This window comes from Mesorhizobium opportunistum WSM2075 (assembly GCF_000176035.2).
GTDB classification, from domain to species: Bacteria; Pseudomonadota; Alphaproteobacteria; order Rhizobiales; family Rhizobiaceae; genus Mesorhizobium; species Mesorhizobium opportunistum.
In genome coordinates this window covers 4,039,987-4,064,967 of record NC_015675.1, presented here as the reverse complement: position 1 = coordinate 4,064,967, position 24,981 = coordinate 4,039,987, and the positions used below count along the sequence as shown (strand labels likewise).

Here is a 24,981-nt window from a genome sequence, read left to right as displayed (position 1 = left end):
GACCCATCCGCGCAAAAGAATGACCAAAGCGGAGCGCTCCTTGCATTTTAGCTAAATTGGCTATGGAAGTGGTTCATGAATTTCCGAGCGGGGGCTCATGATCACAGACCTTTTCCTCACTGGCGTCGCAGCATTTTCAATGCTTGTCCCGCTCTACTTCATCCTCAAGTGAGGTGGAGCGGTCTGGTCTATTGCCTATCCCTGAAATCCAGCAGCTTGGCATGGCGCAGCTTCTCCTCGCCCTTCAGGAACCGCACCCGGCCGACTAGACCAGGTTTCAGCCATTCGGCCTTGTCGCTCTTGAGCCTTGCAGACGCCGGTCCGCCTATCTTGCCTTGGACGTGGTCCCAAAGGCGCTGCCGCTTGTCTGCCTTGGCCAGGCCCGCCTCATTGATGGTGATCGCCTCGCCATCGATGATGAAGTCTTCCGCCTCGATCGCCGCCGCTTCGCCTGCGAGCTGGATGTAGCGGCCCGTCCAGTCGTAGCCGTTCTTGGTGATCAGCCGGATGCCGTCTTTGTCCTTGATGACCTGGGTGCGGTAGCCGTCAAACTTGATCTCGTGGAGCCAGTCATCGCCCTGCGGTGGCGTATCGACCAGTTCGGGCTCCATCGGATGGATAAACTTCAAACGCATGAAACTGACTCGCGAATCGCGACCCAATTAGGATGCGCTTAATTAGTTCCGGAAAATTTTAACGAATCGTTGACCGCGCTGTCCCATTCTAGGACGGCGCGGTCAAACCCCAACCGGGCTGCGCAGGCGGCTCCGGCACTCAAGCGCCCGCCCCCATGTCGGAGCCGCCACTGCACACCAAATTACCATCGATGGTTGAATCAACCGTTACCGCACGTGCTTTCCAGTGTGCGTTCCTGATCATTAGATTTTGACGGAACGGAGGGTTCCGGAACATTTTAGACGAACTGAAAGTTCGATGGGGATGACGAAGCTATCGGACCTCGGCCCGCCGACCCCCGGAAAGTTGCACGGCGGCGCAGACATCCGGAAGAGCAGCATAGCGGCAGCGACGCCACCTTCGTGGCGCCGCCATCATTGTCGAAATCAAGCCGCGATCCCGCCGCGGCCGGAATTCATGCCGCCCATCCAGGGGAGCGGAGCAAGCGGCTCTTGCAGGATTTTGACGGATCTTGCGAACCCAGCAACAGCATCGCGCGCGACCGACAGTGAAACCTGGCCGTCGTAAGCACGCTGGCAGGCCCGGAAGGCGGTTTCGAAAATCGGGCCCCGCCGCTCCCGTGGCCAATCATGCAAGAAATCGAAAGCGTCTTCGAGACATCCCAGCTCTTGAATGAACTGGCCATTGATTACCAACACCGGTTGATCGAACATCCTATCGCCCATCTAGACCTCCTTTCGGTTGAGCGAACCAGTTTGCTGAATCGGCTTGTCACGCGGCTGCATGCTCAGGCTGCGCGAACACGCCACCATCTCCGCGTCTGGGCGGGACCGCGACATACGCGGGAACCGGCGGCGGATCATCATCGTCATCTCGCCAGGGATACCGCAGCCAGCTGCGCCTGGCTTTGTCGCGACGCCGATCTGAGGATCGGCCGCCGTTACTCCACTCCCTGGAAACCGGCGGCTTGCCTTCAATTTCGTCCAACTGGTTGAGAGCACGAAGGATATCGCCGACCTTCACGATGACACCGTTTTCCAATTGACGTAAGGCAGGCCTGCCCGGAACCGCATGGACATCGGAAGCCCAGTAAGCGAGCAAAGCCCGTTTTGCGCCGATCGTCATCTCCTCTTTCAGCACGTCATCAGGTGTCTGCAGCGCAGCGTATTCAGCGGCGAGGTTTTTCGGTTCATGATAATCGTAAGCTTCGGATTTCATCTCCATTCTCCGCAATCTGTGCCTCCCGGCAGAGCCGGGAGGCAGACAACAAACTGGATTGCAGGGTCAAGCTACTTCGCGCTCCGGTTCTGCGTTCAGCTTGATGGCTTCCTTCTTGTCGGATTTCTTGAGGGGAAGCCCTTTGGCTTCGGAGCTGATCTCGATGCGCCGGGGCTTGAGTTCCTCGGGCACTTCGCGGACCAGGTCCACCGACAGCAGGCCATTCTGGAGATTGGCTGCCTTGACCTTGACGTGGTCTGCAAGTTTGAACACCTGTTTGAAGTTGCCTATCGCCAGACCGCGATGGAGGATCTCCCGATTTTCCTGGTCAGGTTTCCTCTGTCCGATCACGGACAATTCGGGTCCGTTCTGCACAAGCTCCACTTCGTCGAGACCGAAGCCGGCGACGGCCATCGTAATGCGATAGTCATTGTCGCCATTCTTCTCGATGTTGTAAGGAGGCCAGTCCGAACGCACGCTGTTTTCGAGCATGTCGAAGAGTCGGTCGAAGCCGACGGTTGTGCGGTAAAGGGGGGCATAATCAAAGCTTCTCATAGCCATATCCTCCGGGGAGGCCGCCGCAGCGTCGCCGCGACGCCATTTTGTCGAGCCGTAGCCTCGACGGAAAACGATCTGGGAATCGCGTTTTTTCTCTTCAAGAGATCGTTGCGAAATTTTTTCGGAACAGTACCAACGATCCTTCCCTGGCGGTACGAGACCGCTGTTGTGAGAGCCGTGTCGTGATCCCTAGCGACTACATGCGTGACGTTAGCGAGTGCGTGGATCATGGGCCGGCCCGCCGTTACTCGATCGCATCGCCCTCAACTCAAGTACAATGCTTGTACGCGCCCCGCTGCCGCGCGATAGATGTGCCGGTTCAGGGAGGAATCATGCGGAGAATCTCGGCATCGGTGCTGCTGATCGCGGCTGCGCTTTACGCGAATTGTGCCCTGGCACTCGACAGCAGCGGCACGCCTGTCGTGGTCACGCCGCTGGCTTCGCGCACCACCACCGCGTCCGGGCAGCCGATCACGCTGCCGCAGAAGAACGTGCAGGTGCTGGTATCGACTTACGACATCGCGGCGGGCGCGACCTTGCCGGTCCACCGGCACCCCTTCCCCCGCTATGCCTATGTCGAGGCCGGGACGCTGAAGGTCACCAATGCCGAGACCGGCAACAGCAACACCTACAAGACAGGCGATTTCATCATCGAAATGATCGGCCAATGGCATCAGGCCACCAACATCGGCGATGGCCCGGTCAAGCTGCTGGTGATCGATCAGGTCGAGGAAGGCGCCAAGAATACGGAATTGCGCCAGTAGCCAAGGCGATGCCTGTGCCCTGAAGGCGGGAACGCGATGCGCTGCCCGCCTTCCCCCGGTCGCCGACAATCGGCCCGCCCCCAGCGCTCAGCCCCAGGAGCCGACCATCTGTCGTGTCGTCGCGTTCAGCCGGTTGAAAGCGTTGATCAGGGCGATCTGGACAACGAGCGCGGCAAGCGCCTTTTCGTCATAGTGGCGGGCGGCTTCGTCCCAGACATCGTCCGGCACGGCGTCTGCCCGGTCGGCGAGCCTTGTGCCGGCCTCGGCCAATGCCAGGGCCGCGCGTTCAGCATCGGTGAAGTATGGCGTCTCCCGCCATGCCGCCAGCGCAAAAATGCGCTCGTCCTTCTCGCCGGCCTTCTTCAGTTCGCGCGCATGCATGTCGACGCATAGGCTGCAGGCATTGATCTGGCTGGCGCGCAGATGGATGAGCTTGCGCGTCACATAGGGCACGTCGGCCGCCTCGGTCGACTTGTCCAGCGCCAGCAATGCCTGCAGGGCGCCTGGAATAAGCATCACCGGGTTCTTGATTCTCGCTTGCATGGTCTTTCTCCATTGAAAACATGGTTCGGCGGGGCGTGTTTTGCCGAGCCCGGGAGCGGAGCCTCCGGCGCGAACTGTTGCGATCGGCAGCAGTGCCGACCGGTCTGGTCGATGAAAGCTCGGCCGTCAGCCTTGCTTCGCGGCCACCTGCTCCAGCCGCTCCAGAATACGCGGCCAGCCGCTTCCCATACCGACATATCCGCGCTCGTCGGCGGGCCGGAACCCCGAATGCTCCATCCGCACCCGGGTCGCCGCACCCTCGGGCGTGAGCGACCAGGTCACCACGGTCTTCAGCCCGCTGTCGGATTCGCTTCCGTCGCCCCAGCTATAGGCAAGCAGGCGCGGTGCCTCGACTTTCAGCACCACGCAGTTCGTCACCCCGGACCAGCCCGGCACCGGTGCCGCCCGGAAGGTGAAGCGATGCCCCTCCTGCGCCGCGAAATCGTTCTGCATGAGCCACTCGGCGACGAGTTCAGGCACGGTCAGTGCGCGCCATATCTTCTCCGCCGAATGCGGAATCAGCCGCTCGACGACGATCGATTTGGTTTGTGTCATGCCTCGTTCCTCCTTGCCGTGTTCGCGCTGCTCAGGCGAAATCAATAACTCACCAGCTATGAATTAACCCATAACCCCGCAGTTATACAACTGTCAAGCCGGGAAATGCCCGCCTGGTCCAAATGGCGGCCTGCCGTTCACGCTTTCGCGCCGGCCGCCCGGGTGCTAGGGCTTTCCGCGACATCATGGACTGGATCATCCCTTGACCGCTGAAACTCGCCCACCGCTGATCGAAATCTGTGTCGAAGGCATCGATGGCCTGCTCGCCGCGCAGGCGGCCGGGGCTGACCGGGTCGAACTGTGCGCCAGCCTTGTCGAAGGCGGCATCACGCCGAGCCTCGGCACGGTGCGCGCCGCGCTGGACCAGGCCACCGTGCCGTTTCACGTCATGGTGCGGCCGCGCGGCGGCGATTTTCTCTACAGCGAGACCGAATACCGCTCGATGCTCGCCGATGTTGCAGCACTCCGCGACCTCGGCGTGCCCGGCGTCGTGTACGGCTGCCTGAACGCCGATGGCACCATCGATGAACGGCGCATGGGCGAATTGACCGAGGCGGCAGGTCCGCTGAACGTCACCTGTCACCGCGCCTTCGACATGACGCGCGATCCCAGCGAGGCGCTGGATGCCCTGATACGCTGCAAGGTCGGCCGCGTGCTGACCAGCGGCCAGCGCGACACCGCCATCGAAGGCCTGCCGCTGTTGGCGGAGCTGGTGCGACAGGCCGGTGACCGGATCATCATCCTCGGCTGCGGCGGGCTCGATCTCGGCAACATCGCCGAGGTGCGCGCAAAGACCGGGCTGGCGGAAATGCATTTCGCCGCCCTCAAGGACGTGCCGAGCGCCATGCGCTACCGCAATCCAAGGGTTGGCATGGGCGGCTCCGATCTCGACCGTGAGTACCGCAACATTTTGACCGACACACCGCTGGTGGCGGCAACGATCGCGGCGGCCAAGGCATGACCTCCGCGATCAGCCGCATATCACAAGGCGACGAAGCCTCTATCCTCGCCCTCAACAACGAGCATGCCGCCGAACTGTCGTGGCTCGAAGCCGAGCGGCTGTCCTTCCTGCTCGGCGAAGCGTTTTACACCAGGCGCATCGGCGATCTCGAAGCCCTCATCATGACCTTCGACCAGGACGCCAGCTACGACAGCCCGAATTTTGTCTGGTTCCGCGAACGCTACGAACGCTTCGTCTATGTCGACCGTGTCGTGGTGGCCGCGCATGCGAGGGGCCGCGGCCATGCGCGCCTGCTTTATCAGGATCTGTTCGACCACGCCCGGCGGGCCGGCCACACGCTGGTCACCTGCGAGGTCAACAGCGACCCGCCCAATCCCGCCTCGGACGCCTTCCACGCCGCGCTCGGCTTCGCCGAAGTCGGCGACGCGGTCATCCATGGCGGCAAGAAGGCAGTGCGCTATTACGCGCGGAAATTGGCCGCGGCGGCCTAGCGGGTCAGGCGCGGACGGGTCAGCCCGGCAGCCCAACGACCTTCAAGGCCATGTCGCGCCGAACCATCTCCACGTCGGCCGGCGTGACCTCGTTACCCGGATCGGGCGTGATGGATTTGGTCGAAAGCAGATCGATCATTGGACCACCCCGCTGTGCGAGACTTGCCTTGAGAGCCGATATCTTGGCAAACGACTTCACGATGTTGGCCGCGACCACCGGGTTCCTGCGGGCTTCAGCCATGAGGATGTCGATGACCTTTTCGGGTAGGTCGGCATCCGGGTTCTTATGGTTCGAGAAGATCAGAATATCGTCTCCCGCCTCGACGGCGCGCACAACCGCGCCACCGAACGAATAGCTGTTTTCCACGGCGTCCATTTGCAGGTCGTCCGAAAAGACGACGCCTTCGAAGCCAAGGTCTTTGCGCAGCAGGCCAGTAACGATCGCCGATGAGAGCGAGGCTGGCCCCACGGCTTCCCCCTTTTGCAGGGCGCGGTCGTAGAGATGGCCCACCATGACCGAGTCCGCGTAGCCCGCATTGATCAGTTTGCGAAACGGAATCAGTTCCTGGCTCGACCAGGTGCCGGATACGTCCGCCAGCCCCTTGTGGCTATCGGTCGAGCTCGAGCCGTGCCCGGGAAAATGCTTGAGCGTGGTTACGACACCCGCGTCGCGATGTGCCCTTACGAAGGCCGCGCCATATTGGGCGACGATTTCCGGGTTCGCGGAAAAGCTCCTGCCCAACTTCCCGATAATGGGATTGGCGGGATTCACATTCAGGTCCGCCACCGGACCGAAATTGAGGTTGAAGCCCCATTCACGCAAATCCGTCGCGAGCCTGGAGTAGAGTTCGTACGCGCCGCGAGGCGAGAACTTGCTGGCGACATCGACGGCGGCCGGAACCTCGTGAAATCCGTTGTCAGCCGTCAATCTTGCAATTGCCCCTCCCTCCTCATCGACGGAAATGAAGGGCGGCAACTTCCGATTGGCGGCCAGAAACGCCGCGTTCATCGCCGCCACGTGCGTTCTGTCGCTGACGTTGTCGGAAAGATACATGATCCCCCCGATGCTGCCGTCGGCGATCTCTTGCCTGACCGCGACCACCGACGCCGCGTCGGCCGAGACTCCATTGAAGCCGACCAGGATCATCTGGCCAATCATCACGCGGAGACTCGAATCGTCGAGCCTTCGCGAAGCGGCCGTCTTGGCATCGGCCGTCTTGGAGTCGGACGTCTTGGCATCGGCTTTCACCTGAGCCGCCTGCGGACCCGCGACGGCCACCGAAGTCATCAGCAGCGCCGAAAAAAACCCGGTTACCAGGTTGATGGAGAACACCCGTGAATCTCCCGTTTGACGGTTTCCCCGCAATCAATACGTCGAGGTCGCTAACCGACGGTTAACCATGACAGCTGCCGCGACCGAAACCGCAAGGTCAGTACCGCGCGGCGGTGTCGTAGACGCCGTCGGCCCTGACGACCATATCGGCCCGCCTGCCCGACACGATGCCCCGCTCCGTCTTTTGACTGTATGTGGGCAACGTCGCAGCGAACGTCTTGATCCAACAGCTTTTGCTTTTGCCGAACGGCACATAGGAGAAGGCGCGACAGGATTGATCCGATTTGCACATCAGCAGGCAGTCATCATACGAGGATGCCCTGGCGGAGTAATTGTCGCCGCCCAAAAGGTCGGCCTTCACGAAGATTTCCCATTCGGCCCTGAATGTCGGAGCCTGGTCCCGTCTTTCGCTTTCAAAGAAATAGCCTGCCTGAGCACCCGACATTATCTGGGCGTAGGAAAATCCCGACTTGGGAAAACAACGGTTCTTTGCACTGTTGTAGGTGAAGAGTTTGCAGGAAAGGTTGGCGGCACAAGTCTGCGCGCACTGATCCAGCGACGCCGATTCAAGACCTTTCGAGTACAGGTCTCCACCATAAAAATCCACGTTCGAATATGTCGCCAGATACCAGTGCCGGGGCGGTGCCGGCGTTGTCGAAGGAATGTTGTATTGCGGCGACTGAAGCGAAGCCTGGCTCGCCGGTGGCGGCTGGCTGGATTGCTGTTCCCCAGTCTGCTGGCGTTGCCTTTCGCGCTCTTGCAGTTCGGCGAGCCTTGCCTCGGCGTATTTCCCATACACGGTATCGCCGTGCGCCTGGATAAAGGTCCGCAGAATTGCCGGACTTTCAAGGTTTTCGATCGCCGCCCATTCCGTCGCTGCCGGGTCGACCGGAATTGCAGCCGGGACCGTCACCGGCGGATCGTCCCCCTTTGGCTTTTCGACGAGGGAAACGGCCGACCGCGACTGAACCAGGAAAATATCTTCGCTGGGCAGCAACCCATAGGTGGTGGGCTCCTGGACGTTGTTGGTGGCCTTCAGCACATCATCCCTGATCTTCCTCAGCATCTTGTCGACATCGAGATCGGCCTGCGGGAGATATTTGAGCAACGCCTGACTGTAAGGGCTGTTGCGGCCCGATCCGTCGCTGGCGACGGTTCCGTCGCGCGCTGAATAGAAAACGATCGTGCTGCCCTTGGGTTCGATGGGCGACAACCCCCGTCCGATCGAACGCGTCGCGTCCGACAGGCGCATGCGGTTGGCGAAAGGGTTGTTTCGGCAAGCGTCGAGAAAGACCAGCCTCAGGGAGTGCGCCCGGCTTACCGCGTCCACCACCATATCGAGCGGCACGGTCTGAAAATTGACGTCCAGGTCGCTTTCCAGCTTGGCATCGGTCGGAAGCAGGAAATTGTGCTTGTCGACTTCGATGCCGTGCCCTGCGAAGAACACCACGGCCATATCGGCCTGAGCGGCGTCGTGCGAAAACGCACCAAGCGCCTGCCTCATCTGATCGAAGGTGACATCGGTCGCTTTTCGCACCGAAAACCCGACGCCCTCAAGGGCCGCGGCGACGTCGTCGGCATCGTTCTTCGGATTGGGGAGCAGGCCAACATGGTCATAATTCGAATTGCCGATGACCAAGGCCACCTTGTCGGCGGCCAATGACGGCAAGGCAAACAGGATGCACCACAGCATCAGCCCGAGAGCCGTTACAACCCTATGCATCCAACCGCCCCACCCAAAGCGCCAAACCCGCATGACGCCGAACCCCGGCCGCAACCGCTCAAGCATTTCAAGCGCGGTCTCGTAGCCAGCAGTTATGATAAGTATATTGCCAAAAGAAAGGCAACCTTGAGGTGGCTACCTGCTGGCGTGCCGGATACGCGGTCATCCAGCCAAGCAGAGTTGCAATGGCAGGCGCGGCTATTGGAACAACGCCGCCGCGCTCATCAAGGTCATCCAGAAACCCCACACCAGCGGTATGCCGACCAGCAGCCAGGCGAGCGTCAGTTTGATCGAGTGCATCGTCATCACTCTCTTTACGCAGCAGCCCGTTCGGCCTTCATGTGGAAGCGCTGATTGACCGGCCGCATCATTAGGTTGAGCAGGAAGCCGACAACGAGCAGGCCGGCCATGATGTACATGGTGACCGTATAGGCATCGGCCTTCGCCACCCCGCTGTCGATCTGGTATTGCCTGATGTAATTGACCAGCACCGGCCCCAGCACGCCCGCCACCGACCATGCCGTCAAAAGACGACCGTGGATGGCGCCGACATAGCGCACGCCGAAGACATCGCGCAGATAGGCGGGGATGGCGGCAAAGCCGCCGCCATACATGCTGAGGATGATGCCGTAGAACAGCACGAACAGGAACACGCTGCCCGACTGGCCGGTCCACGGCACCGCCGCGTAGAGGACGACGCCCAGCGCGAAGAACACCGCATAGGTCATCTTGCGGCCGACATAGTCGCTGGTCGTGGCCCAGAAGAAGCGGCCGAGCATGTTGAAGATCGATAGCAGCCCGACAAAACCGGCTGCGGCGGCAGCCGAGATGCGTCCTGGGAACATCTCCTGGCTCATGGCCGAGGCTTGGCCGAGGACACCGATGCCTGCCGTCACGTTGAGGCAGAGAACGCCCCACAGCAGCCAGAATTGCGGCGTCTTCAGCGCATCGTCGAGATGGACATTGGCACTCGTCACCATCGAATTTTGCGTTGCCGGCGGCACCCAGCCGGCGGGCCGCCAGCCTTCCGGCGGCACCCTGACGATGACGGCGCCGATCAGCATGAAGATGAAATAGACGACGCCCAGCACGACGAAGGTTTCGGCGACGCCGATGTGTTCGGGCGTCGAAAACAGCTTCATCAGATAGACCGACAGCGGCGAGGCGATGAAGGCGCCGCCGCCGAAACCCATGATCGCCATGCCGGTCGCCATGCCCGGCCGGTCGGGAAACCAGGTGATCAGCGTCTTGACCGGCGAGATGTAGCCAAGGCCGAGGCCAATGCCGCCGAGCACGCCGTAGCCGAGATAGATGATCCACAATTGGTGCAGGTAGACACCGAGCGCCGAGACGATGAAGCCGCCACCGAAGCAGCAGGCTGCCGCGACCATGGCCTTGCGTGGCCCGACGCGGTCCAGCCAGCCGCCGCCGAACGCGGCCGCGATGCCCAGGAACAGGATCGCGATCGAGAAAATCCAGCCGAGCCCGGTCAGCTTCCAGTCGTCGGGCGCCGAATCGGTGATGCCGATCAGCTTCGACATCGGCAGATTGAAGACGCTGAACGCATAGGCCTGGCCGATGCAAAGGTGGATGCAGAGTGCGGCCGGCGGCACCATCCATCGGCTGAAACCCGGCTCGGCGATCGTGTGTGAGCGATCAAGCCAGCCTGCGGCGCCTTCTGCGGTCGTCGTCGCCATTCCATCCTCCCACATGCGCCCCCGAACCATCCTCCCAGATGGTATTCCCGTGAACAAACTAGGCGAGCAAGAAGGCGGGGCAATAAGGAGTGCATGCCCATAAGACCAATGTCTAAGAAGACATGGATGCGTCGGCAATCAGACCATCGCGCAAAATTGGGTACATTAGAGACTATCAATTGATCATCTGCTCAGGTGAGCAGCGTGGCCTGAACGGCATTGGCAGCGATGACGATAGCATTCACCAGTTGCGGTTGAGCCATTCGCGCGCCGGCCGCTCGATGACGTAGTAGCTGCAGAGCGCGCAGGCAAAAACCCCGGCCAGCATCAGCCACGGGTCGCTGCCTTGTTCGTAGACGAATTTGTAGAATGGCTGCTGCCACAGATAGAGCGAATACGACCACAGGCCCAACGTCGCCATCGGCCAGGACGACAGCAATCCGGAAAAGAATTGGGTGCTGAAATCGAGCGCGTTGACGGCAATCGCCAACAGCGGCACGGCGACCAGGTAATGGATCGGCGTCGGCACGGGATCCATGAACAGCAAAACCGCGCCGGCCGCAGCCGCCAGGGCGACATAGGGCCCCTTCAACATGGCCGGCAGCCTGCCGTCGGCCTTGAGCAGGCAGATCGACGCCGACAGCAGGATCGAGGCGATGTGCACATCGGTGCGCCAATAGGTGGTCTCGTAGTCCAGTCTGAACACCCAGTAAGACACCGCCCCGTTCGCCATGGCGAGCAAGGCCAGCGCCAGCAGCAACGGTATGACGCGATCGCGCCTGGCAACGGTGGCGCTGATCAGGGCCAGGATCACATAGGCATGCTCCTCGACGCAGAGCGACCAGATATGGTCCAGCGCACCGGCGCGGGTGACGAGAATTCCGGCGTAATTGTAGGTGAATGTCAGCGCCGTCAGCGCCGCCTTCCATTTGAAGGCGATGAACGTTCCCGACAGCGCGACCATGGCAACGGCAACGAACACCAGAAGCGCTGGATAGATGCGCGAGAAGCGGCGCTTGAAGAACTTCTTCAGCGGGTAGCGTTCGATGAACAGGATCTCGCCCATCAGCCGGCCGCTGAGCACGAAGAAGAATTCGACGCCCAGCACCCCGAGATTGATTCCGGGAACCGGAAAGAAATGCCCGATCAGCACCAGGGCGATCGACAGTCCGCGCCAACCGTCGAGATAGGCCAGCCTGGTTCTGGTCGATCTGTCGGCTACCGATAGCGGCGGCGCCAGATGGGTGACGGAAACTTCGGACATGCCGATCCCTTCGCGTTGGACATGCGAAAGGCACGGCGGCGCATGCTCCGAACCCGGCTCGCATTCCCGCCCCATGTCATATTGCAGTGCAAGATAAATTTGTGCAAGTGCGAGATTGCAGCCCGGGCAGTACCAGGAGAAGTAGCTGGCCGTAATTGCTTCAAGCAAAGGCACTGCGCAAGGGGTCGATTCCCTAGAGGAATCGGAGCGCTACGGGTCGCCGGATACGAAAAAGGGGCCGTGGCGGCCCCTTTCCTCGTCCATGGCCGACGGTATCAGGCGTTGGCTGCCGCCACCGCTCGCTTGGCCATCACCGAGATCAGATTGGCGCGATAGTCGGCGGAAGCGTGGATGTCGGTCATCAGGTTCTTGGCAGGCACCTTCACACCATTGAGCGACGCGGCATCGAAGCTCTTCGCCAGCGCCGCCTCGATCTCCTTCGAGCGGAAGACGCCGTCGTCGCCGGCGCCGGTGACGGCGACGCCGACACCATCCTTGCCCTTGGCCACGAACACGCCGACGATCGCGTAGCGCGAGGCCGGGTTGCGGAATTTTTCATAGGCGGCCTTCGCCGGTGCGGTGAAGGTGACCGCGGTGATGATCTCGCCATCCTTCAATGCGGTCTCGAACAGCCCCTTGAAGAACTTGTCGGCGGCTATCTCGCGCTTGTTGGTGACGATGGTGGCCCCCAGCGCCAGCAGCGCCGCAGGGTAGTCGGCCGCCGGATCGTTGTTGGCGATCGAGCCGCCGATCGTGCCCCTGTGGCGTACCGCCGGATCGCCGATCAGCGACGCCAGATGGGCAAGCGCCGGGCACGCCTTCTTCAGCTTCTCGTCATTGGCGACGTCGAAATGCGTCGTGGCGGCGCCGATGGTGACCGTCTTGCCCGACACCTTGACGCCTTGCAGCTCCGTGATGCGCGACAGGTCGACGAGATCGGAAGGCGCCGCCAGCCGCGTCTTCATGGCCGGGATCAAGGTCATGCCTCCCGAGAGCAGCTTGGCGTCGTCCGTCTTGATCAGCTTGGCGGCTTCAGTGACCGAGGCGGCACGGTGGTAGTTGACTGCGTACATGGGGTCCTCCTTGAGAGTGCTTAGTCAGTAGTGGCTAGTCAGTAGTGAATGCTCAGCTGCCGTTGTTGATGAAGCGCTTCCCTATTCGCTACTCACTACTCCACACTCACTCTTTTCAATGCTTCGTCGCGGCACGGATCGCTGCCCACACGGTGGACGGCGAAGCCGGCATGGCAATGTCGGGGATACCGATGGCATCGGTGATGGCGTTGATCACCGCCGGCGGCGAGCCTATGGCGCCGGCCTCGCCGCAGCCCTTGATGCCGAGCGGATTGCCCGGACACGGGGTGTTCGACGTCGAGACCTTGAATGACGGCAGGTCGTCCGCGCGCGGCATGGTGTAGTCCATGTAGCTTGCCGTCAGCAGCTGCCCGCTGGCGTCATAATGAGCGCCTTCCAGCAGCGCCTGGCCGACGCCCTGGGCGATGCCGCCATGCACCTGGCCCTCGACGATCATCGGGTTGATGATGTTGCCGAAATCGTCGGCGGCGACGAACTGGACGATCTCGGTCGTACCGGTTTCCGGATCGATCTCGACCTCGCAGATATAGCAGCCCGCCGGGAAGGTGAAATTCGACGGATCGTAGAAGGCCGTTTCCTTCAGCCCGGGCTCCATCCCGGCCGGCAGATTGTGCGCGGTGTAGGCGGCAAGCGCCACCTGGAACCACGGCACGTTCTTGTCGGTGCCAGCGACCTTCAGCGCGCCGTTCTCGATGACGATGTCGCCTTCGTCGGCCTCGAGCAGATGGGCGGCGATCTTCTTGGCCTTGGCCTCGACCTTGTCGAGCGCCTTGGCGATCGCCGACATGCCGACCGCACCCGAGCGCGACCCGTAGGTGCCCATGCCCATCTGCACCTTGTCGGTATCGCCATGGACGATCGAAACCGAATCGATCGGCACGCCGAAACGCTCGTTGACCAATTGCGCGAACGTCGTCTCATGGCCCTGGCCATGGCTATGCGAGCCGGTCAGCACCTCGATCGTGCCGACCGCGTTGACCCGCACTTCCGCCGACTCCCAAAGGCCGACCCCGGCGCCGAGCGAGCCGACCGCCGCCGACGGCGCGATGCCGCACGCCTCGATGTAGCAGCTCATGCCGATGCCGCGCAGCTTACCCTGCTTTGCCGCCGCGGCCTTGCGCTTGGCAAAGCCGGCATAGTCGGAGGTCTTCATCGCCGCGTCGAGCGAGGCGCCATAGTCGCCGGCGTCATAGTTCATGATCACCGGGGTCTGGTGCGGAAAGACGGTGATGAAGTTCTTGCGCCGCAGTTCGGCCGGAGAGACGCCGAGTTCGCGCGCCGCTGCTTCCATGGTGCGTTCCAGGAGATAGGTGGCCTCCGGCCGCCCTGCCCCGCGATAAGCATCGACGGGTGCCGTGTTGGTGTAGACGGTGCGTACATTGGCATGGATGGCCGGAATATCGTACTGCCCCGACAAAAGCGTCGCGTAGAGATAGGTCGGCACGCAGGACGAGAACAGCGACATATAGGCGCCGAGATTGGCGATCGTGTCGACCTTGAAGCCGGTGATCCGGTTGTTCTTGTCGAACGCCATCTCGACGGTCGAGACATGGTCGCGGCCATGCGCGTCGGTGAGAAAGCTTTCGGTGCGGTCTGCGACCCATTTGACCGGCACGCCGGTCTTCTTCGACGCCCACAGGCAGACGATCTCTTCGGGATAGATGTAGATCTTGGAACCGAAGCCGCCGCCGACATCGGGCGCGATCACCCGCAGCTTGTTTTCCGGCGCGACATTGTAGAAGGCGCTCATCACCAGCCGCGCGACATGCGGGTTCTGCGATGTCGTCCAGCAGGTGTAGTGATCTTCCGCCTTGTCGTAGTGGCCAAGAGCCGCGCGCGGCTCCATGGCATTCGGCACCAGCCGGTTGTTGACGATCTTCATGCGGGTGACATGCGCCGCCGCCTTGATGGCGGCGTCGGTCGCCTTGGCATCGCCGATCTCCCAGTCGAAGATCAGATTGTTCTCGGCTTCGGCGTGGACCTGCGGCGCGCCCTTTTCGAGCGCCTTGGTGGCGTCGACGACGGCCTTCAGTTCCTTGTAGGTGATCTCGACTGCCTCGGCCGCGTCACGCGCCTGGCCCTTGGTCTCGGCCACGACGATGACGACGGCGTCGCCGACATAGCGGACCTTGTCGACGGCCAGCGGCGACCATGCGCCCATCTTCATCGGAGAACCGTCCTTGGAATGGATCATCCAGCCGCAGATGAGGTTGCCGATGCCGTCGGCCTTGAGTTCCTTGCCGGTTAGCACCCCGATGACGCCCGGCATGCCCTGCGCCTTCTTGACGTCGATCTTCTTGATCTGCGCATGCGCGTGCGGGCTGCGCACGAACGCCGCATGCTTCATACCGGGAACCACCATGTCATCGACATAGCGGCCCGCGCCGGTGATGAAGCGCTTGTCTTCCTTGCGCGCCACGCGAGCGCCAACACCTTCAATGCCCATCAGAAATTCCCTCCCGGAAAAGTGAGTAGGAAGTAGTGAGTAGGTGAATAGCGAAGACCGCCGCCGGTCAGACCGACTACGGACTACTCACTACTCACTCTTCTCTCACGCAGCTTGCTTCGCCTTGCCCTTGGCACCCTTCGACATCGTCTTCGATGCGGCAAGGATGGCCTTGACGATGTTGTGGTAGCCGGTGCAGCGGCAGATATTGCCTTCCAGTTCAGCCCGCACCGTCACCTCGTCGAGGCCTTCGGGATGGCGCTTGATCATGTCGGTTGCCGTCATGATCATGCCGGGCGTGCAGAAGCCGCATTGCAGGCCGTGATGTTCCTTGAACGCCGCCTGGACGGGATGCAGGTCGGCGCCATTGGCAAGACCTTCGATCGTCACCACGCTGGAGCCGGACGCCTGGACCGCGAGCATGGTGCAGGACTTGACCGCCTTGCCGTCGACATGCACGACGCAGGCGCCGCATTGCGACGTGTCGCAGCCGACATGCGTACCGGTCAGGCCGAGATTCTCGCGCAGGAAGTGAACCAGCAGCGTTCGATCCTCGGCAGCGCCGCTGACCCGCTTGCCGTTCACCATCAACGAAACGTCCGACATGGTCCCTCCCTGGGTATCAACCTTGGTCATCACGCTGCCGACGCGCTGTGGCACTTCGGCCATGCGTCATTCGTACACCGCACAATGCACAAAAAACAGCGCGACGGAAAAGCCGGATCATTGTACTTTCGGTCATGGCCAGGGCCAACGATGCATTCCCCTCACCCCATTGCCAAAACGCCGGTTGGAAGCAACAATGTCCTTCGACGCCCGCGCGCCGGAAGCTTGTAAAAACAGCAGCGCATAAAAACAGCGTCGGAGGAAATGCGGGAGAACGCCGCTGACGAGTTCACGGACGCGCTACGCATGCGGCTTGTCGGCGCTGACGACGGACGAGCCCGACATGGACGCATTTGCATGCGCGGTGGCGGCCGAGGCTGCCGCCATCGACGCTGGTTTTGCCCTGCTGTTCTTCTCCCAGAGCCTCGTCGAGGCCGACGCCCTGTCACGGGCACTTCTGACCCACGCACCGGGGCTCCACCATGCCGGCTGCTCGACCGCCGGCGAGATCACGCCGCAGGGCCTCGAGGACGGCCATGTGCTCGCCATGCTGCTGCCCTCGGCGGCGTTCACCGCCGTCAGCACCATGGTCGACGATCTGTCCTCGTCGGGCATGGACAGGATCACCAGCGAGGTTGAAGCCTTGAGGCGCAACCTGCGCGGCCGGGTCGGCGGCGAGCACACCAGGAACACGTTCGCGCTCTGCTTCATCGACGGGCTATCCTATGCCGAGGAAGCGGTCAGCTCCGCCATCCACTGGGGCCTTGACGACATCCCCCTGCTCGGCGGCTCGGCCGGCGACGATCTGAAGTTCGAGACGACACGCCTGATCTCGAACGGCAGGGTCAGCTCGGACAGCGCCATCATCGTGCTGATCGCCACGGAAATCCCTTTCCACGTCTTCAAGACCGACAATTTCGTGCCGACCGACGAAAAGCTGGTGGTGACGGCATCCGATGCCGATCATCGCATCGTGCGCGAGTTCAACGCCACCAATGCGGCCGAGGAATATGCCGCCTCCGTGGGCATTCTCCCGCAGGCCCTGACGCCGTTGAGCTTCGCCTCGCATCCGGTGGTGGTGAAGGTGGGCGGCGAATATTATTGCCGCTCGATCCAGAGAATGCACGCGGACGGTTCGCTGTCGTTCTTCTGCGCCATCGACGACGGCGTCGTGCTGTCGATCGCCCAGCCCAAGGACATGGTGGAATCGACACGCGCCGCCCTGCGCGAGGTCGAGGAGCGGCTGGGTGGCATCGACCTGATCCTCGGCTTCGACTGCGTGCTGCGCCGGCTGGATGCGCGCAACCGGCAGGTCTTTCGTGACATTTCGGAGCTCTACCGGATCAACAATGTCGTCGGCTTCGGCACCTATGGCGAGCAGTACCGGTCGATGCATCTGAACCAGACCTTCACCGGCATCGCTTTCGGCGACCGCCAGGCGGCAGAATAAGGCGGCCGGACAACATGCCGCTCAGGAGCATAAACGATCTTGAAAAGCTGAAGAAGATCAACGCCGCCCTGGTCAGTCGCGTCGAGCGGTCGATGGACCAGCAAGGCAACGCCTTCTCGCTGTTCCAGACCGCGATTTCGCTGGAAAATCGCGTGCGAACGCGCACCGAAGAGCTGCATTCGACGCTGCGCCGACTGGAGCAATCCAACATCGACCTCAGCGCCGCCAAGGAAAATGCCGAGCTCGCGAACCTGTCCAAGACGAGGTTCCTCGCCGCGGCCAGCCACGATGTGCTGCAACCGCTGAACGCGGCCCACCTCTCCGTCTCGGCACTGGCCGAGGTGCAGACCAGCGACGAAGGCAGGAAGCTGGTGCGCCAGGTCGAGCGCTCGCTGGAAACGATGGAAGATCTGCTGCGCACCCTGCTCGACATCTCCAAGCTCGATGCCGGCGTGGTGCAACCCGACATCGGCGACGTCAGCCTGGAGGCGTTGTTCTCGTCGCTGCGCTCGGATTTCCAGCCGGTGGCGGCACTCAAGCAGCTGTCGCTGAAATTCCGGCCGGTCAATGCCGTGGTCCGCTCCGACCGCACATTGCTGCGTCGCATCCTGCAGAACATCCTTTCCAATGCGCTCGGCTACACCCGTTCGGGTGGCGTCCTTGTCGGCACCAGGCATCGCGGCGACACCATCCGCATCGATGTCGCCGATACCGGCTGCGGCATTCCCGAGGACCAGCGCGAGGCGGTGTTCGAGGAGTTCCATCGCGGCACCTTGCCTGCCAATGCCGAGCTCAACGGCGGCGGTCTCGGGCTCGGGCTTGCCATCGTGCGTCGCATGGCCGGCGCGCTCGGGCACCCCGTGACGTTCTCGTCGAAGGTAGGCCGCGGCACAATCTTCCACATCGATGTTCCTGTCGGCATCGGCGCCCCTGCCGACGCCATCGCCAGCGCCGCCAGTCTGGAGCGGCCGCGCGGCTACGGCCTGTTCGGCACCAAGGTGCTGCTGGTCGAAAACGACATCGAGGTGCTGGAGGCAATGACCTTCCTGCTCGAACGCTGGCAATGCCTGGTGCGGGCCGCGACGTCGACCGACGATGCGCTGGACATGCTTGGCGACACCGACTGGGTGCCAGACATCGTCATCGCCGACCAGCATCTCGACGGCGGCGATCTCGGCACCGCCACCATATCTGAGGTCCGCAACTATCTCGGCCGCGCCGTGCCCGCGCTGATCGTCACCGCCGACAGTTCCGAGGAAATCGCCAAGGCCGCTCGCGCGGGCGGCATCGAACTGATGCGCAAACCGCTGAAACCGGCACAACTAAGGGCGCTGCTGGCACATTTGCTGGCTTAAGCTCCATAACGTGCGGTGAGGCTGATCCAAGCGACCCCGACGGCCGGAACAGCGGCATACTCGACCTCGATGCCCTCGACCTTGCCCTACCCCCATCACTGTCAGCGCCAGACTGCCCGGATCGGCCAGTTCGATGATGGCGAGTTCCCAGCGTGCATCGATGATCTCATGCGGAATTTCATCGCTGGCGATCTCGTTAACCTTGGGTCGTAAGCGTCGGATCTGGGCCACTTCAAACCTTGAGAACGCCCTTTCACCCGCTGGCCTGGAAACCGGCTGCGATACCGGGCCTCCAGGCGGCGGATGGCGCGCCGCAACGCAGCCTCAGCCGCGGCTGCTAGCGAGGAAGCGAAGGACTTCCCCTCCTTGTGGGCATAGGCTGCGCAGTTCGCGGCGCTGGAATAGCTTTCCGCGTTCGCAATGCCCGATCCAACCATTTGGTTACTATACGAATTCGCCAATGCTTGCCGGTCATCCCCCATGCGTGCTTCCCTATGGTTGATGCAATTTGAAGGATACAACCATGCGTTTTCTACTTGCTGTCATTGCCACGCTGTCGTTTGCCACCACTGCGGCTCTGGCTGATCCTGCTTCGGACTTCAAAAGAGCAGACCAAGGATTGAACCAGACCTTCAAGCAAATTCAGAAACGGCTTGCAGACGATTCCGGCGGCAAAGCGCGGCTTGTGAAAGCGCAGAGAACTTGGATCGCGTTCCGCAATGCCGAATGCACTTTCCAATCCGGTGGGGATGACGGCGGATCCGCCGCACCGATGGTTGCCGCTGCATGTCAGGCTGAACTTACCAAGGATCGCAACAAGCAGTTGAAGGCCTACTTGAACTGCCAAGAGGGCGACCTCGCTTGCCCGGTGCCAGCAGAATAGCCGGGAGAAACAAGATGCCGACCTTCAAGATGAGATATCTGCTGATCGCGCTTGTGCCGCTGGCGGTTGCCGGCTGCGTCAGCACTGAAGACCAGCGAGCAGCAGACCAGGAAAAATGCGCTTCATACGGCTATCGACCGGGATCTAACAGTTTTGCCGATTGCATGAGGGATCAGGACGAGCAACGCGCCGACGACCAGCGCCGTACAATGAACGATCTGGAACGGCAGGACCGAAGAGATCGCAAGCGCAGGAATGATCTCCAATCCACCGCGAGTCCTAGTGTCATCGATGACAGGCCTCAGTACGACAAAGACGGCAATCCGAACTTCGACACCCAAGGCAATTATATCGGATGTCATGGCATTGGCTGTCAGGTCGACAATCCGGATGCTGACGATAATAACTAGGCTGCTACCTTCCACGCGACGGGCTGGTGGTAATTGCCCTCACGCCCGCCGCTCCTGATCTCTTGACGGCCAAAGTGCGCTGAATGCCGTCGGCGCGGAGCCCCAGGGTGTGGTGCCAAGCTCCCCATCCCACTCCGCTTAGCGGATCGACCCTCCCCACAAGCGGGAGGGAAAAGATCAAAACCCCGCCTGGTCGCGAAACAGCTCCGCATTGTCCAGCTTCGAAACCTCGATCACCGCTTGCGTGCGGCTGTAGACATTGAGCTTGCGCAGGATCTCGGAGACATGCGCCTTGACCGTGGTCTCGCCGACCTGCAGCTCGTAGGCGATCTGCTTGTTGAGCAGACCCTGGCGCAGCATCTGCAGCACCCGCAACTGCTGCGGCGTCAGCTTGGACAGGCGCTGGACCATGTCGGCGCGGTCGCTGCTGTCGGCGTCCGCCGGCTGGCCCTCATAGGTTTGCGGCACATAGATGGCGCCATCCATCACCGAGCGGATGGCGGCCGCCAGATCGCTCTTGCGCGCCGATTTCGGAATGAAGCCTGCCGCACCATAGGACAAGGCCTCGGAGATGATCCTCGGCTCCTCATATCCAGACACGATCACCACCGGCAGGCGCGGATAGCGGGTCCTGAGCTGCAGCAGGCCGTCGAAGCCGTGCACGTCGGGCATTGAGAGATCGAGGAGCGCGAGGTCGAAAGGCTTGGCGTCGGCCAGGAGATCGAGCGCCTCGGTGATCGAGCGGGCCTCGACCGTATCGACTTCCGGATAAGCCATCTGAACGGCGCTGTGCAGCGCCTCGCGAAACAGCGGGTGGTCGTCGATGATGAGGAACCGGGCGCGATCATTGACTGCGGTCATGACATTCGTTCCGAAGCCCCCTATTCAGTTTCCAGCACAAGCTAATCCCACGAGCATGACCGGATTATTGCCAAATAGTCTACCGTTGATAGGCGGATTCTCATACAGGCACCGCGGCGCGCGTGCCCTGTGAAATGCGACGCCTTGCCCGGCCGCTGAATTCGGCCGAGGGTACCCGGCATCCGACGTCCAAGACAGAGACCGCCATGACCGCTTTCGTTCTCCCCGTCCCGCCAACGCCTTCTGTCGCCGTCAGCGGGTCAACCGAGCGGTTCGCCGTGCGCCGCATCTTCTGCGTCGGCCGCAACTACGCGGCGCACGCGCGCGAATTCGGCAATGATGAGCGCGATCCGCCCTTCTTCTTCACCAAGCCGGCCGACGCGGTGGTCGATTCCGGTGTGACCATTCCCTACCCGCCGCTCACCGCCAACCTGCACCATGAGATCGAGCTGGTCGCCGCGATCGGCAGACCAGGCTTCCGCATCCCGCGTGAGCGGGCGCTGGATCATGTCTGGGGTTATGGCGTCGGCATCGACCTAACCCGCCGCGATTTGCAGGACGAGGCCAAGAAGGCGGCGCGGCCTTGGGACTGGTCGAAGGCATTCGACCGCTCGGCGCCCTGCGGCCCGCTGGTCCCGGCGCAAAAAAGCGGCCACCCACGGGAGGGCCGCATCTGGCTCGCGGTCGACGGCAAGGTCAGGCAGGACGCCGACCTCGCCGAACTGATCTGGCCGATCGCTGACATCGTCTCGATCTGCAGCGAGGCGATGGAACTCGAAGCCGGCGACCTGATCTTTACCGGCACGCCCGCCGGCGTCGGTGCGGTCAAGCCGGGCGAGACGATGACCGGCGGCGTCGACGGCATCGGCACGATCGAAGTCACCATTGGCCAGCCCCAATTGTGAGCGATATAGCCATGAGCGAGTTCGTCCTGCACAATTACTATCGGTCCTCCACCTCCTATCGGGCGCGGATCGCGCTGGAGATGAAGGGGCTGAGCTATGACTATGTCCCGCACCATTTGCGCCATGGCGACCATCTGGAGCCCGCCTATCTCGCGGTCAATCCGCAGGGGCTGGTGCCGGCGCTGGTGCTGGGCGACGGGACGCTTTTGACGCAGTCGCTGGCGATCATCGAATATCTCGACGAGATCCAGCCCGAACCGCCGCTGCTGCCTGGGGACGCACTTGGCCGGGCGCGCGTGAGAATGCTGGCGCAGATGATCGCCTGCGACATCCACCCGGTGAACAATCTGCGTGTGCTGACCTCGCTGCGCACCCTGTTCGGTGCCGGCGACCAGGACATCACCAACTGGTTCCGCCACTGGGTGAACGAAGGTTTCCGGCCGCTTGAGAAGCTCCTGGCATCGTCGCCGCAGACCAGAACATTCTGCCATGGCGAAACGCCGGGGCTCGCCGATATCTGCCTGGTTGCACAAATCGCCAGCAACGCCCGTTTCGGCGTGGACTTGGCGCCCTACCCGACGATCGCACGCATCAACGCCGCCTGCATGGCACTGCCGAGCTTCCAGAAGGCCGCGCCCGAGAAACAAATCGATGCCGAATAGGGAAGCCAAAGATCCCGCGGAATCCAAGGCGCTGGCCGATGTCGAGGCATATGGCTGCCACATTCTCTACGTGTTGGAGGAGGACGACAACCCACCGTTCAGCTACTCGGTTGGCATAGAGCACAACTTCAAGGCTCCAGAGTTGATCGTCATCGGCCTGAAGCCTGAAATCTCCCAATCCATCATCAACGAATATTGCAGGCGAGTCCGATCAGGCGAGATCTTCGAACCAGGACAGCGAGCGTCCGGCTTCGTCAACGGCTTCGATTGCCAGTTCGGCACCGTTCATGTGGGGCATTATCGCGAGCATTTCGGCTGGGATATCTGGTTCTACGATGGGCTCGATTTTCGTGTCATGCAGCTGATCTTTCCCACGACCGAAGGGGTCTGGCCATGGGAAGTCGACGCCAGCGACTGGTTCCGAGCGCGCCAGCCATTGCTCGATACCGAGCCTTCGCCAAAGGACATGGACTGACCTGTCCGGCGGAATCGATTTCCGCTTGACCGGACAAGGAATCGGCTATCGTTTCCCGCAATGCATGCCGTCTTAGGGTGGAGTGACCAATGAAAGCCGTCGTCTTCGAGAAATTCGGCGAAGCGCCAACGATCCAGACCGTTCCCGATCCGAAACCGGCCGCCGATGGCGTCGTCATCAAGGTCGAGGCGACCGGGCTCTGCCGCAGCGACTGGCATGGTTGGATGGGCCATGACGCCGACATCCGCCTGCCGCATGTGCCCGGCCACGAACTGGCCGGCATCGTCGTCGCGGCGGGCAAGCATGTGACGCGCTGGAAGGCCGGGGAACGCGTCACGGTGCCGTTCGCCGTCGGCTGCGGCCATTGTTTCGAATGCAATTCGGGCAATCACCAGGTCTGCGAACATCAATCGCAGCCCGGCTTCAACGCCTGGGGCTCCTTCGCCGAATATGTCGCCATAGAGCACGCCGACACCAACCTCGTGCGCCTGCCCGACGAGATGGAATTCGCCACCGCCGCCAGCCTCGGCTGCCGCTTCGTCACCTCGTTCCGCGCCATCGTCGACCAGGGCCGGGTGACGCCGGGCGAATGGGTGGCGGTGCATGGCTGCGGCGGCGTCGGCCTGTCGGCGATCATGATCGCCAGCTCGATGGGCGCCAATGTAATCGCCATCGACCTCACCGACGAGAAGCTGGATTTCGCCAGGAAGATCGGTGCCGTCGCCACCATCAATGCGTCCACGACGCCGAACGTGGTCAAGACGGTCAAGCAGATCACCAATGGCGGCGCGCATATGTCGATGGACGCACTCGGCCACCCGACCACCTCGTTCAACTCGATCGCCAATCTGCGCCGGCGCGGTCGCCACGTGCAGGTCGGGCTGATGCTTGGCGATCATGCCCGCCCGCAGGTACCGATGGACAAGGTGATCGCCTTCGAGCTCGAAATCCTCGGCAGCCATGGCATGCAGGCCTATCGCTACCCGGCGATGATGGAGATGATCCGCCACGGCAAGCTCAAGCCTGAACTGCTGGTCGGCAAGAAGATCAACCTCGACGAGGCGCCCGCCGCGTTGATGGCGATGGGTGGCTTCGAGGGAATCGGAATCGGGGTTGTGACGAAGTTTTAAGTTCGCTTCTCGAATTACCGCGCAAACTTCTTCGCCCCGAACACGCAGGCCACCACGCCGAGCGTGACAACCACCATTAGCGGGCTGACCTGTTCGTGCAGCAGCGTCGCCGCCAGCGCAAGGCCGAAGAAGGGCTGCAGCAACTGCAACTGCCCGACCGCGGCGATGCCGCCTTGCGCCAGACCGCGATACCAGAAGACGAAGCCGATCAGCATGCTGAACAGCGAGACATAGGCGAGCCCGATCCAGGCGTGGGAGCCGATGGCGGCAAACGACGGCGGCAGGGTCGCCAAAGTCAGCACCAGCATGATCGGCAGCGACAGCGTCAGCGCCCAGCAGATCACCTGCCAGCCACCGAGCCTGCGCGACAGCGCGGCGCCCTCGGCATAGCCCAGGCCGCAGACGACGATGGCGGCGAGCATCAAACCGTCGCCCACCGGCGAGGCCGTCACGCCCTGCATCAGCGCAAAGCCCGCGACCAGCGCGCTGCCCACGCAGGAAAACAGCCAGAACGCCGGTTGTGGACGCTCACCTCCGCGCAGCACGCCGAAGATCGCGGTCGCCAGCGGCAGCAGGCCGACGAAGATGATCGAGTGGGCGGAGGTGACGTGCTTCAGCGCCAGCGCGGTCAGCAGCGGAAAACCGACCACCACGCCGAGTGCGACGATCACCAGCGACAGCAAATCCCCGCGCTCCGGGCGCTTTTGCCGAAACAGGAGCAGCATGGCCAGGCCAAGCAGACCGGCAATCGCCGCTCGGGCCGATGTCAGGAATGTCGGATCGAGATCCACCACTGCCACGCGCGTCGCCGGCAGCGAGCCTGAGAAGATCAGCACGCCGATAAATCCGTTCAGCCAGCCGCTCGCGATCTTGTCCATTCCAGGCTCCATGTCTTTCGCCCTCTATCGGGCAGACACCCATGGTGCAGCCAGAGACAATGGGGTACAATTTCACGAAACTG

Annotated in this window: 28 protein-coding genes; 11 read left to right on the top strand and 17 right to left on the bottom strand. The window is 62.1% G+C overall.

The window, feature by feature from the left end; all coding sequences use genetic code 11:
- Positions 1-188 precede the first annotated feature (188 nt).
- From MESOP_RS19595 to MESOP_RS19580, 4 genes are all read right to left on the bottom strand, one after another.
- Complete coding sequence (locus MESOP_RS19595) at positions 189-635, bottom strand: ATP-dependent DNA ligase (RefSeq protein WP_013895078.1); 447 nt, start codon at positions 633-635, stop codon at positions 189-191.
- A 426-nt stretch (positions 636-1,061) separates the two neighbouring features.
- Positions 1,062-1,361, bottom strand: coding sequence for a DUF982 domain-containing protein (locus MESOP_RS19590; RefSeq protein ID WP_013895077.1), 300 nt, complete (start codon positions 1,359-1,361; stop codon positions 1,062-1,064).
- 46 nt (positions 1,362-1,407) lie between these two features.
- Complete coding sequence (locus tag MESOP_RS19585; RefSeq protein WP_013895076.1) at positions 1,408-1,854, bottom strand: hypothetical protein; 447 nt, start codon at positions 1,852-1,854, stop codon at positions 1,408-1,410.
- Between the two features lie 66 nt (positions 1,855-1,920).
- Positions 1,921-2,409, bottom strand: coding sequence for an Hsp20 family protein (locus tag MESOP_RS19580; protein ID WP_013895075.1), 489 nt, complete (start codon positions 2,407-2,409; stop codon positions 1,921-1,923).
- 335 nt (positions 2,410-2,744) lie between these two features.
- On the opposite strand from MESOP_RS19580, the gene MESOP_RS19575 reads away from it, so the two are divergent.
- Positions 2,745-3,176 (top strand): cupin domain-containing protein, encoded by a 432-nt coding sequence (locus tag MESOP_RS19575; protein WP_013895074.1) that lies wholly within the window; start codon positions 2,745-2,747, stop codon positions 3,174-3,176.
- An 87-nt stretch (positions 3,177-3,263) separates the two neighbouring features.
- On the opposite strand, the gene MESOP_RS19570 is transcribed toward MESOP_RS19575, so the two are convergent.
- Both MESOP_RS19570 and MESOP_RS19565 read right to left on the bottom strand, forming a co-directional pair.
- A complete protein-coding gene (locus tag MESOP_RS19570) occupies positions 3,264-3,719 on the bottom strand; it encodes a carboxymuconolactone decarboxylase family protein (RefSeq protein WP_013895073.1) in 456 nt (151 codons plus the stop codon).
- Positions 3,720-3,845: 126 nt separating this feature from the next.
- A complete protein-coding gene (locus MESOP_RS19565; protein WP_013895072.1) occupies positions 3,846-4,274 on the bottom strand; it encodes an SRPBCC family protein in 429 nt (142 codons plus the stop codon).
- A gap of 202 nt (positions 4,275-4,476) precedes the next feature.
- Here MESOP_RS19565 and MESOP_RS19560 point away from each other — a divergent pair, with 202 nt between their 5' ends.
- Positions 4,477-5,235, top strand: a complete 759-nt coding sequence (locus MESOP_RS19560) for a copper homeostasis protein CutC (RefSeq protein WP_013895071.1) — start codon at positions 4,477-4,479, stop codon at positions 5,233-5,235.
- Complete coding sequence (locus MESOP_RS19555; protein ID WP_013895070.1) at positions 5,232-5,726, top strand: GNAT family N-acetyltransferase; 495 nt, start codon at positions 5,232-5,234, stop codon at positions 5,724-5,726. Before MESOP_RS19560 ends, MESOP_RS19555 begins: the two co-directional genes overlap by 4 nt.
- 19 nt (positions 5,727-5,745) lie before the next feature.
- On the opposite strand, the gene MESOP_RS19550 is transcribed toward MESOP_RS19555, so the two are convergent.
- From MESOP_RS19550 to MESOP_RS19520, 8 genes are all read right to left on the bottom strand, one after another.
- Positions 5,746-7,059, bottom strand: coding sequence for a glycoside hydrolase family 3 protein (locus MESOP_RS19550; protein ID WP_013895069.1), 1,314 nt, complete (start codon positions 7,057-7,059; stop codon positions 5,746-5,748).
- A 97-nt stretch (positions 7,060-7,156) separates the two neighbouring features.
- Positions 7,157-8,719 carry a caspase family protein gene (locus MESOP_RS33040; RefSeq protein WP_167313562.1) on the bottom strand — a complete coding sequence of 521 codons (1,563 nt, stop codon included), beginning with the start codon at positions 8,717-8,719 and terminating at the stop codon, positions 7,157-7,159.
- Positions 8,720-8,980: 261 nt separating this feature from the next.
- Positions 8,981-9,082 carry an MFS transporter small subunit gene (locus tag MESOP_RS36785; protein WP_425339693.1) on the bottom strand — a complete coding sequence of 34 codons (102 nt, stop codon included), beginning with the start codon at positions 9,080-9,082 and terminating at the stop codon, positions 8,981-8,983.
- Between the two features lie 14 nt (positions 9,083-9,096).
- Complete coding sequence (locus MESOP_RS19540) at positions 9,097-10,479, bottom strand: L-lactate MFS transporter (protein WP_041164831.1); 1,383 nt, start codon at positions 10,477-10,479, stop codon at positions 9,097-9,099.
- 241 nt (positions 10,480-10,720) lie between these two features.
- Positions 10,721-11,743, bottom strand: coding sequence for an acyltransferase family protein (locus MESOP_RS19535; RefSeq protein ID WP_013895067.1), 1,023 nt, complete (start codon positions 11,741-11,743; stop codon positions 10,721-10,723).
- Between the two features lie 275 nt (positions 11,744-12,018).
- Positions 12,019-12,816, bottom strand: a complete 798-nt coding sequence (locus MESOP_RS19530) for an FAD binding domain-containing protein (protein WP_013895066.1) — start codon at positions 12,814-12,816, stop codon at positions 12,019-12,021.
- Positions 12,817-12,931: 115 nt separating this feature from the next.
- Positions 12,932-15,283, bottom strand: coding sequence for a xanthine dehydrogenase family protein molybdopterin-binding subunit (locus MESOP_RS19525; protein WP_013895065.1), 2,352 nt, complete (start codon positions 15,281-15,283; stop codon positions 12,932-12,934).
- Positions 15,284-15,388: 105 nt separating this feature from the next.
- Positions 15,389-15,889 carry a (2Fe-2S)-binding protein gene (locus MESOP_RS19520; RefSeq protein WP_013895064.1) on the bottom strand — a complete coding sequence of 167 codons (501 nt, stop codon included), beginning with the start codon at positions 15,887-15,889 and terminating at the stop codon, positions 15,389-15,391.
- 343 nt (positions 15,890-16,232) lie between these two features.
- Here MESOP_RS19520 and MESOP_RS19515 point away from each other — a divergent pair, with 343 nt between their 5' ends.
- On the top strand, positions 16,233-17,339 hold the full coding sequence (locus MESOP_RS19515) for an FIST signal transduction protein (protein WP_013895063.1): 1,107 nt from the start codon (positions 16,233-16,235) through the stop codon (positions 17,337-17,339).
- Positions 17,340-17,353: 14 nt separating this feature from the next.
- On the top strand, positions 17,354-18,694 hold the full coding sequence (locus MESOP_RS19510; RefSeq protein WP_013895062.1) for a hybrid sensor histidine kinase/response regulator: 1,341 nt from the start codon (positions 17,354-17,356) through the stop codon (positions 18,692-18,694).
- A gap of 101 nt (positions 18,695-18,795) precedes the next feature.
- Here MESOP_RS19510 and MESOP_RS36780 read toward each other — a convergent pair whose 3' ends face one another.
- Positions 18,796-19,131, bottom strand: coding sequence for a DnaT-like ssDNA-binding protein (locus MESOP_RS36780; RefSeq protein WP_425339707.1), 336 nt, complete (start codon positions 19,129-19,131; stop codon positions 18,796-18,798).
- Between the two features lie 86 nt (positions 19,132-19,217).
- On the opposite strand from MESOP_RS36780, the gene MESOP_RS19500 reads away from it, so the two are divergent.
- Positions 19,218-19,577, top strand: coding sequence for a lysozyme inhibitor LprI family protein (locus MESOP_RS19500; protein WP_013895061.1), 360 nt, complete (start codon positions 19,218-19,220; stop codon positions 19,575-19,577).
- A 14-nt stretch (positions 19,578-19,591) separates the two neighbouring features.
- Positions 19,592-19,987 carry a hypothetical protein gene (locus MESOP_RS33835; RefSeq protein ID WP_013895060.1) on the top strand — a complete coding sequence of 132 codons (396 nt, stop codon included), beginning with the start codon at positions 19,592-19,594 and terminating at the stop codon, positions 19,985-19,987.
- A gap of 177 nt (positions 19,988-20,164) precedes the next feature.
- Here the strand turns inward: MESOP_RS33835 and MESOP_RS19490 are convergent, their stop codons facing one another.
- The gene (locus MESOP_RS19490) at positions 20,165-20,848 is read right to left on the bottom strand and encodes a response regulator (protein ID WP_013895059.1); all 684 of its coding nucleotides are present in this window, start codon (positions 20,846-20,848) and stop codon (positions 20,165-20,167) included.
- A gap of 206 nt (positions 20,849-21,054) precedes the next feature.
- On the opposite strand from MESOP_RS19490, the gene MESOP_RS19485 reads away from it, so the two are divergent.
- The 4 genes from MESOP_RS19485 to MESOP_RS19470 all read left to right on the top strand — a co-directional run bounded on the left by MESOP_RS19485 (position 21,055) and on the right by MESOP_RS19470 (position 24,020).
- Entirely contained in the window at positions 21,055-21,753 is a 699-nt protein-coding gene (locus MESOP_RS19485; RefSeq protein ID WP_013895058.1) for a fumarylacetoacetate hydrolase family protein, read from the top strand.
- 11 nt (positions 21,754-21,764) lie between these two features.
- Positions 21,765-22,415, top strand: a complete 651-nt coding sequence (maiA, locus tag MESOP_RS19480; protein WP_013895057.1) for a maleylacetoacetate isomerase — start codon at positions 21,765-21,767, stop codon at positions 22,413-22,415.
- Positions 22,405-22,890, top strand: coding sequence for a DUF4262 domain-containing protein (locus MESOP_RS19475; RefSeq protein ID WP_013895056.1), 486 nt, complete (start codon positions 22,405-22,407; stop codon positions 22,888-22,890). Before maiA ends, MESOP_RS19475 begins: the two co-directional genes overlap by 11 nt.
- A gap of 89 nt (positions 22,891-22,979) precedes the next feature.
- Positions 22,980-24,020, top strand: a complete 1,041-nt coding sequence (locus tag MESOP_RS19470; protein ID WP_013895055.1) for a zinc-dependent alcohol dehydrogenase family protein — start codon at positions 22,980-22,982, stop codon at positions 24,018-24,020.
- 14 nt (positions 24,021-24,034) lie between these two features.
- Here the strand turns inward: MESOP_RS19470 and MESOP_RS19465 are convergent, their stop codons facing one another.
- Positions 24,035-24,898, bottom strand: coding sequence for a DMT family transporter (locus MESOP_RS19465; protein WP_013895054.1), 864 nt, complete (start codon positions 24,896-24,898; stop codon positions 24,035-24,037).
- Positions 24,899-24,981 lie beyond the last annotated feature (83 nt).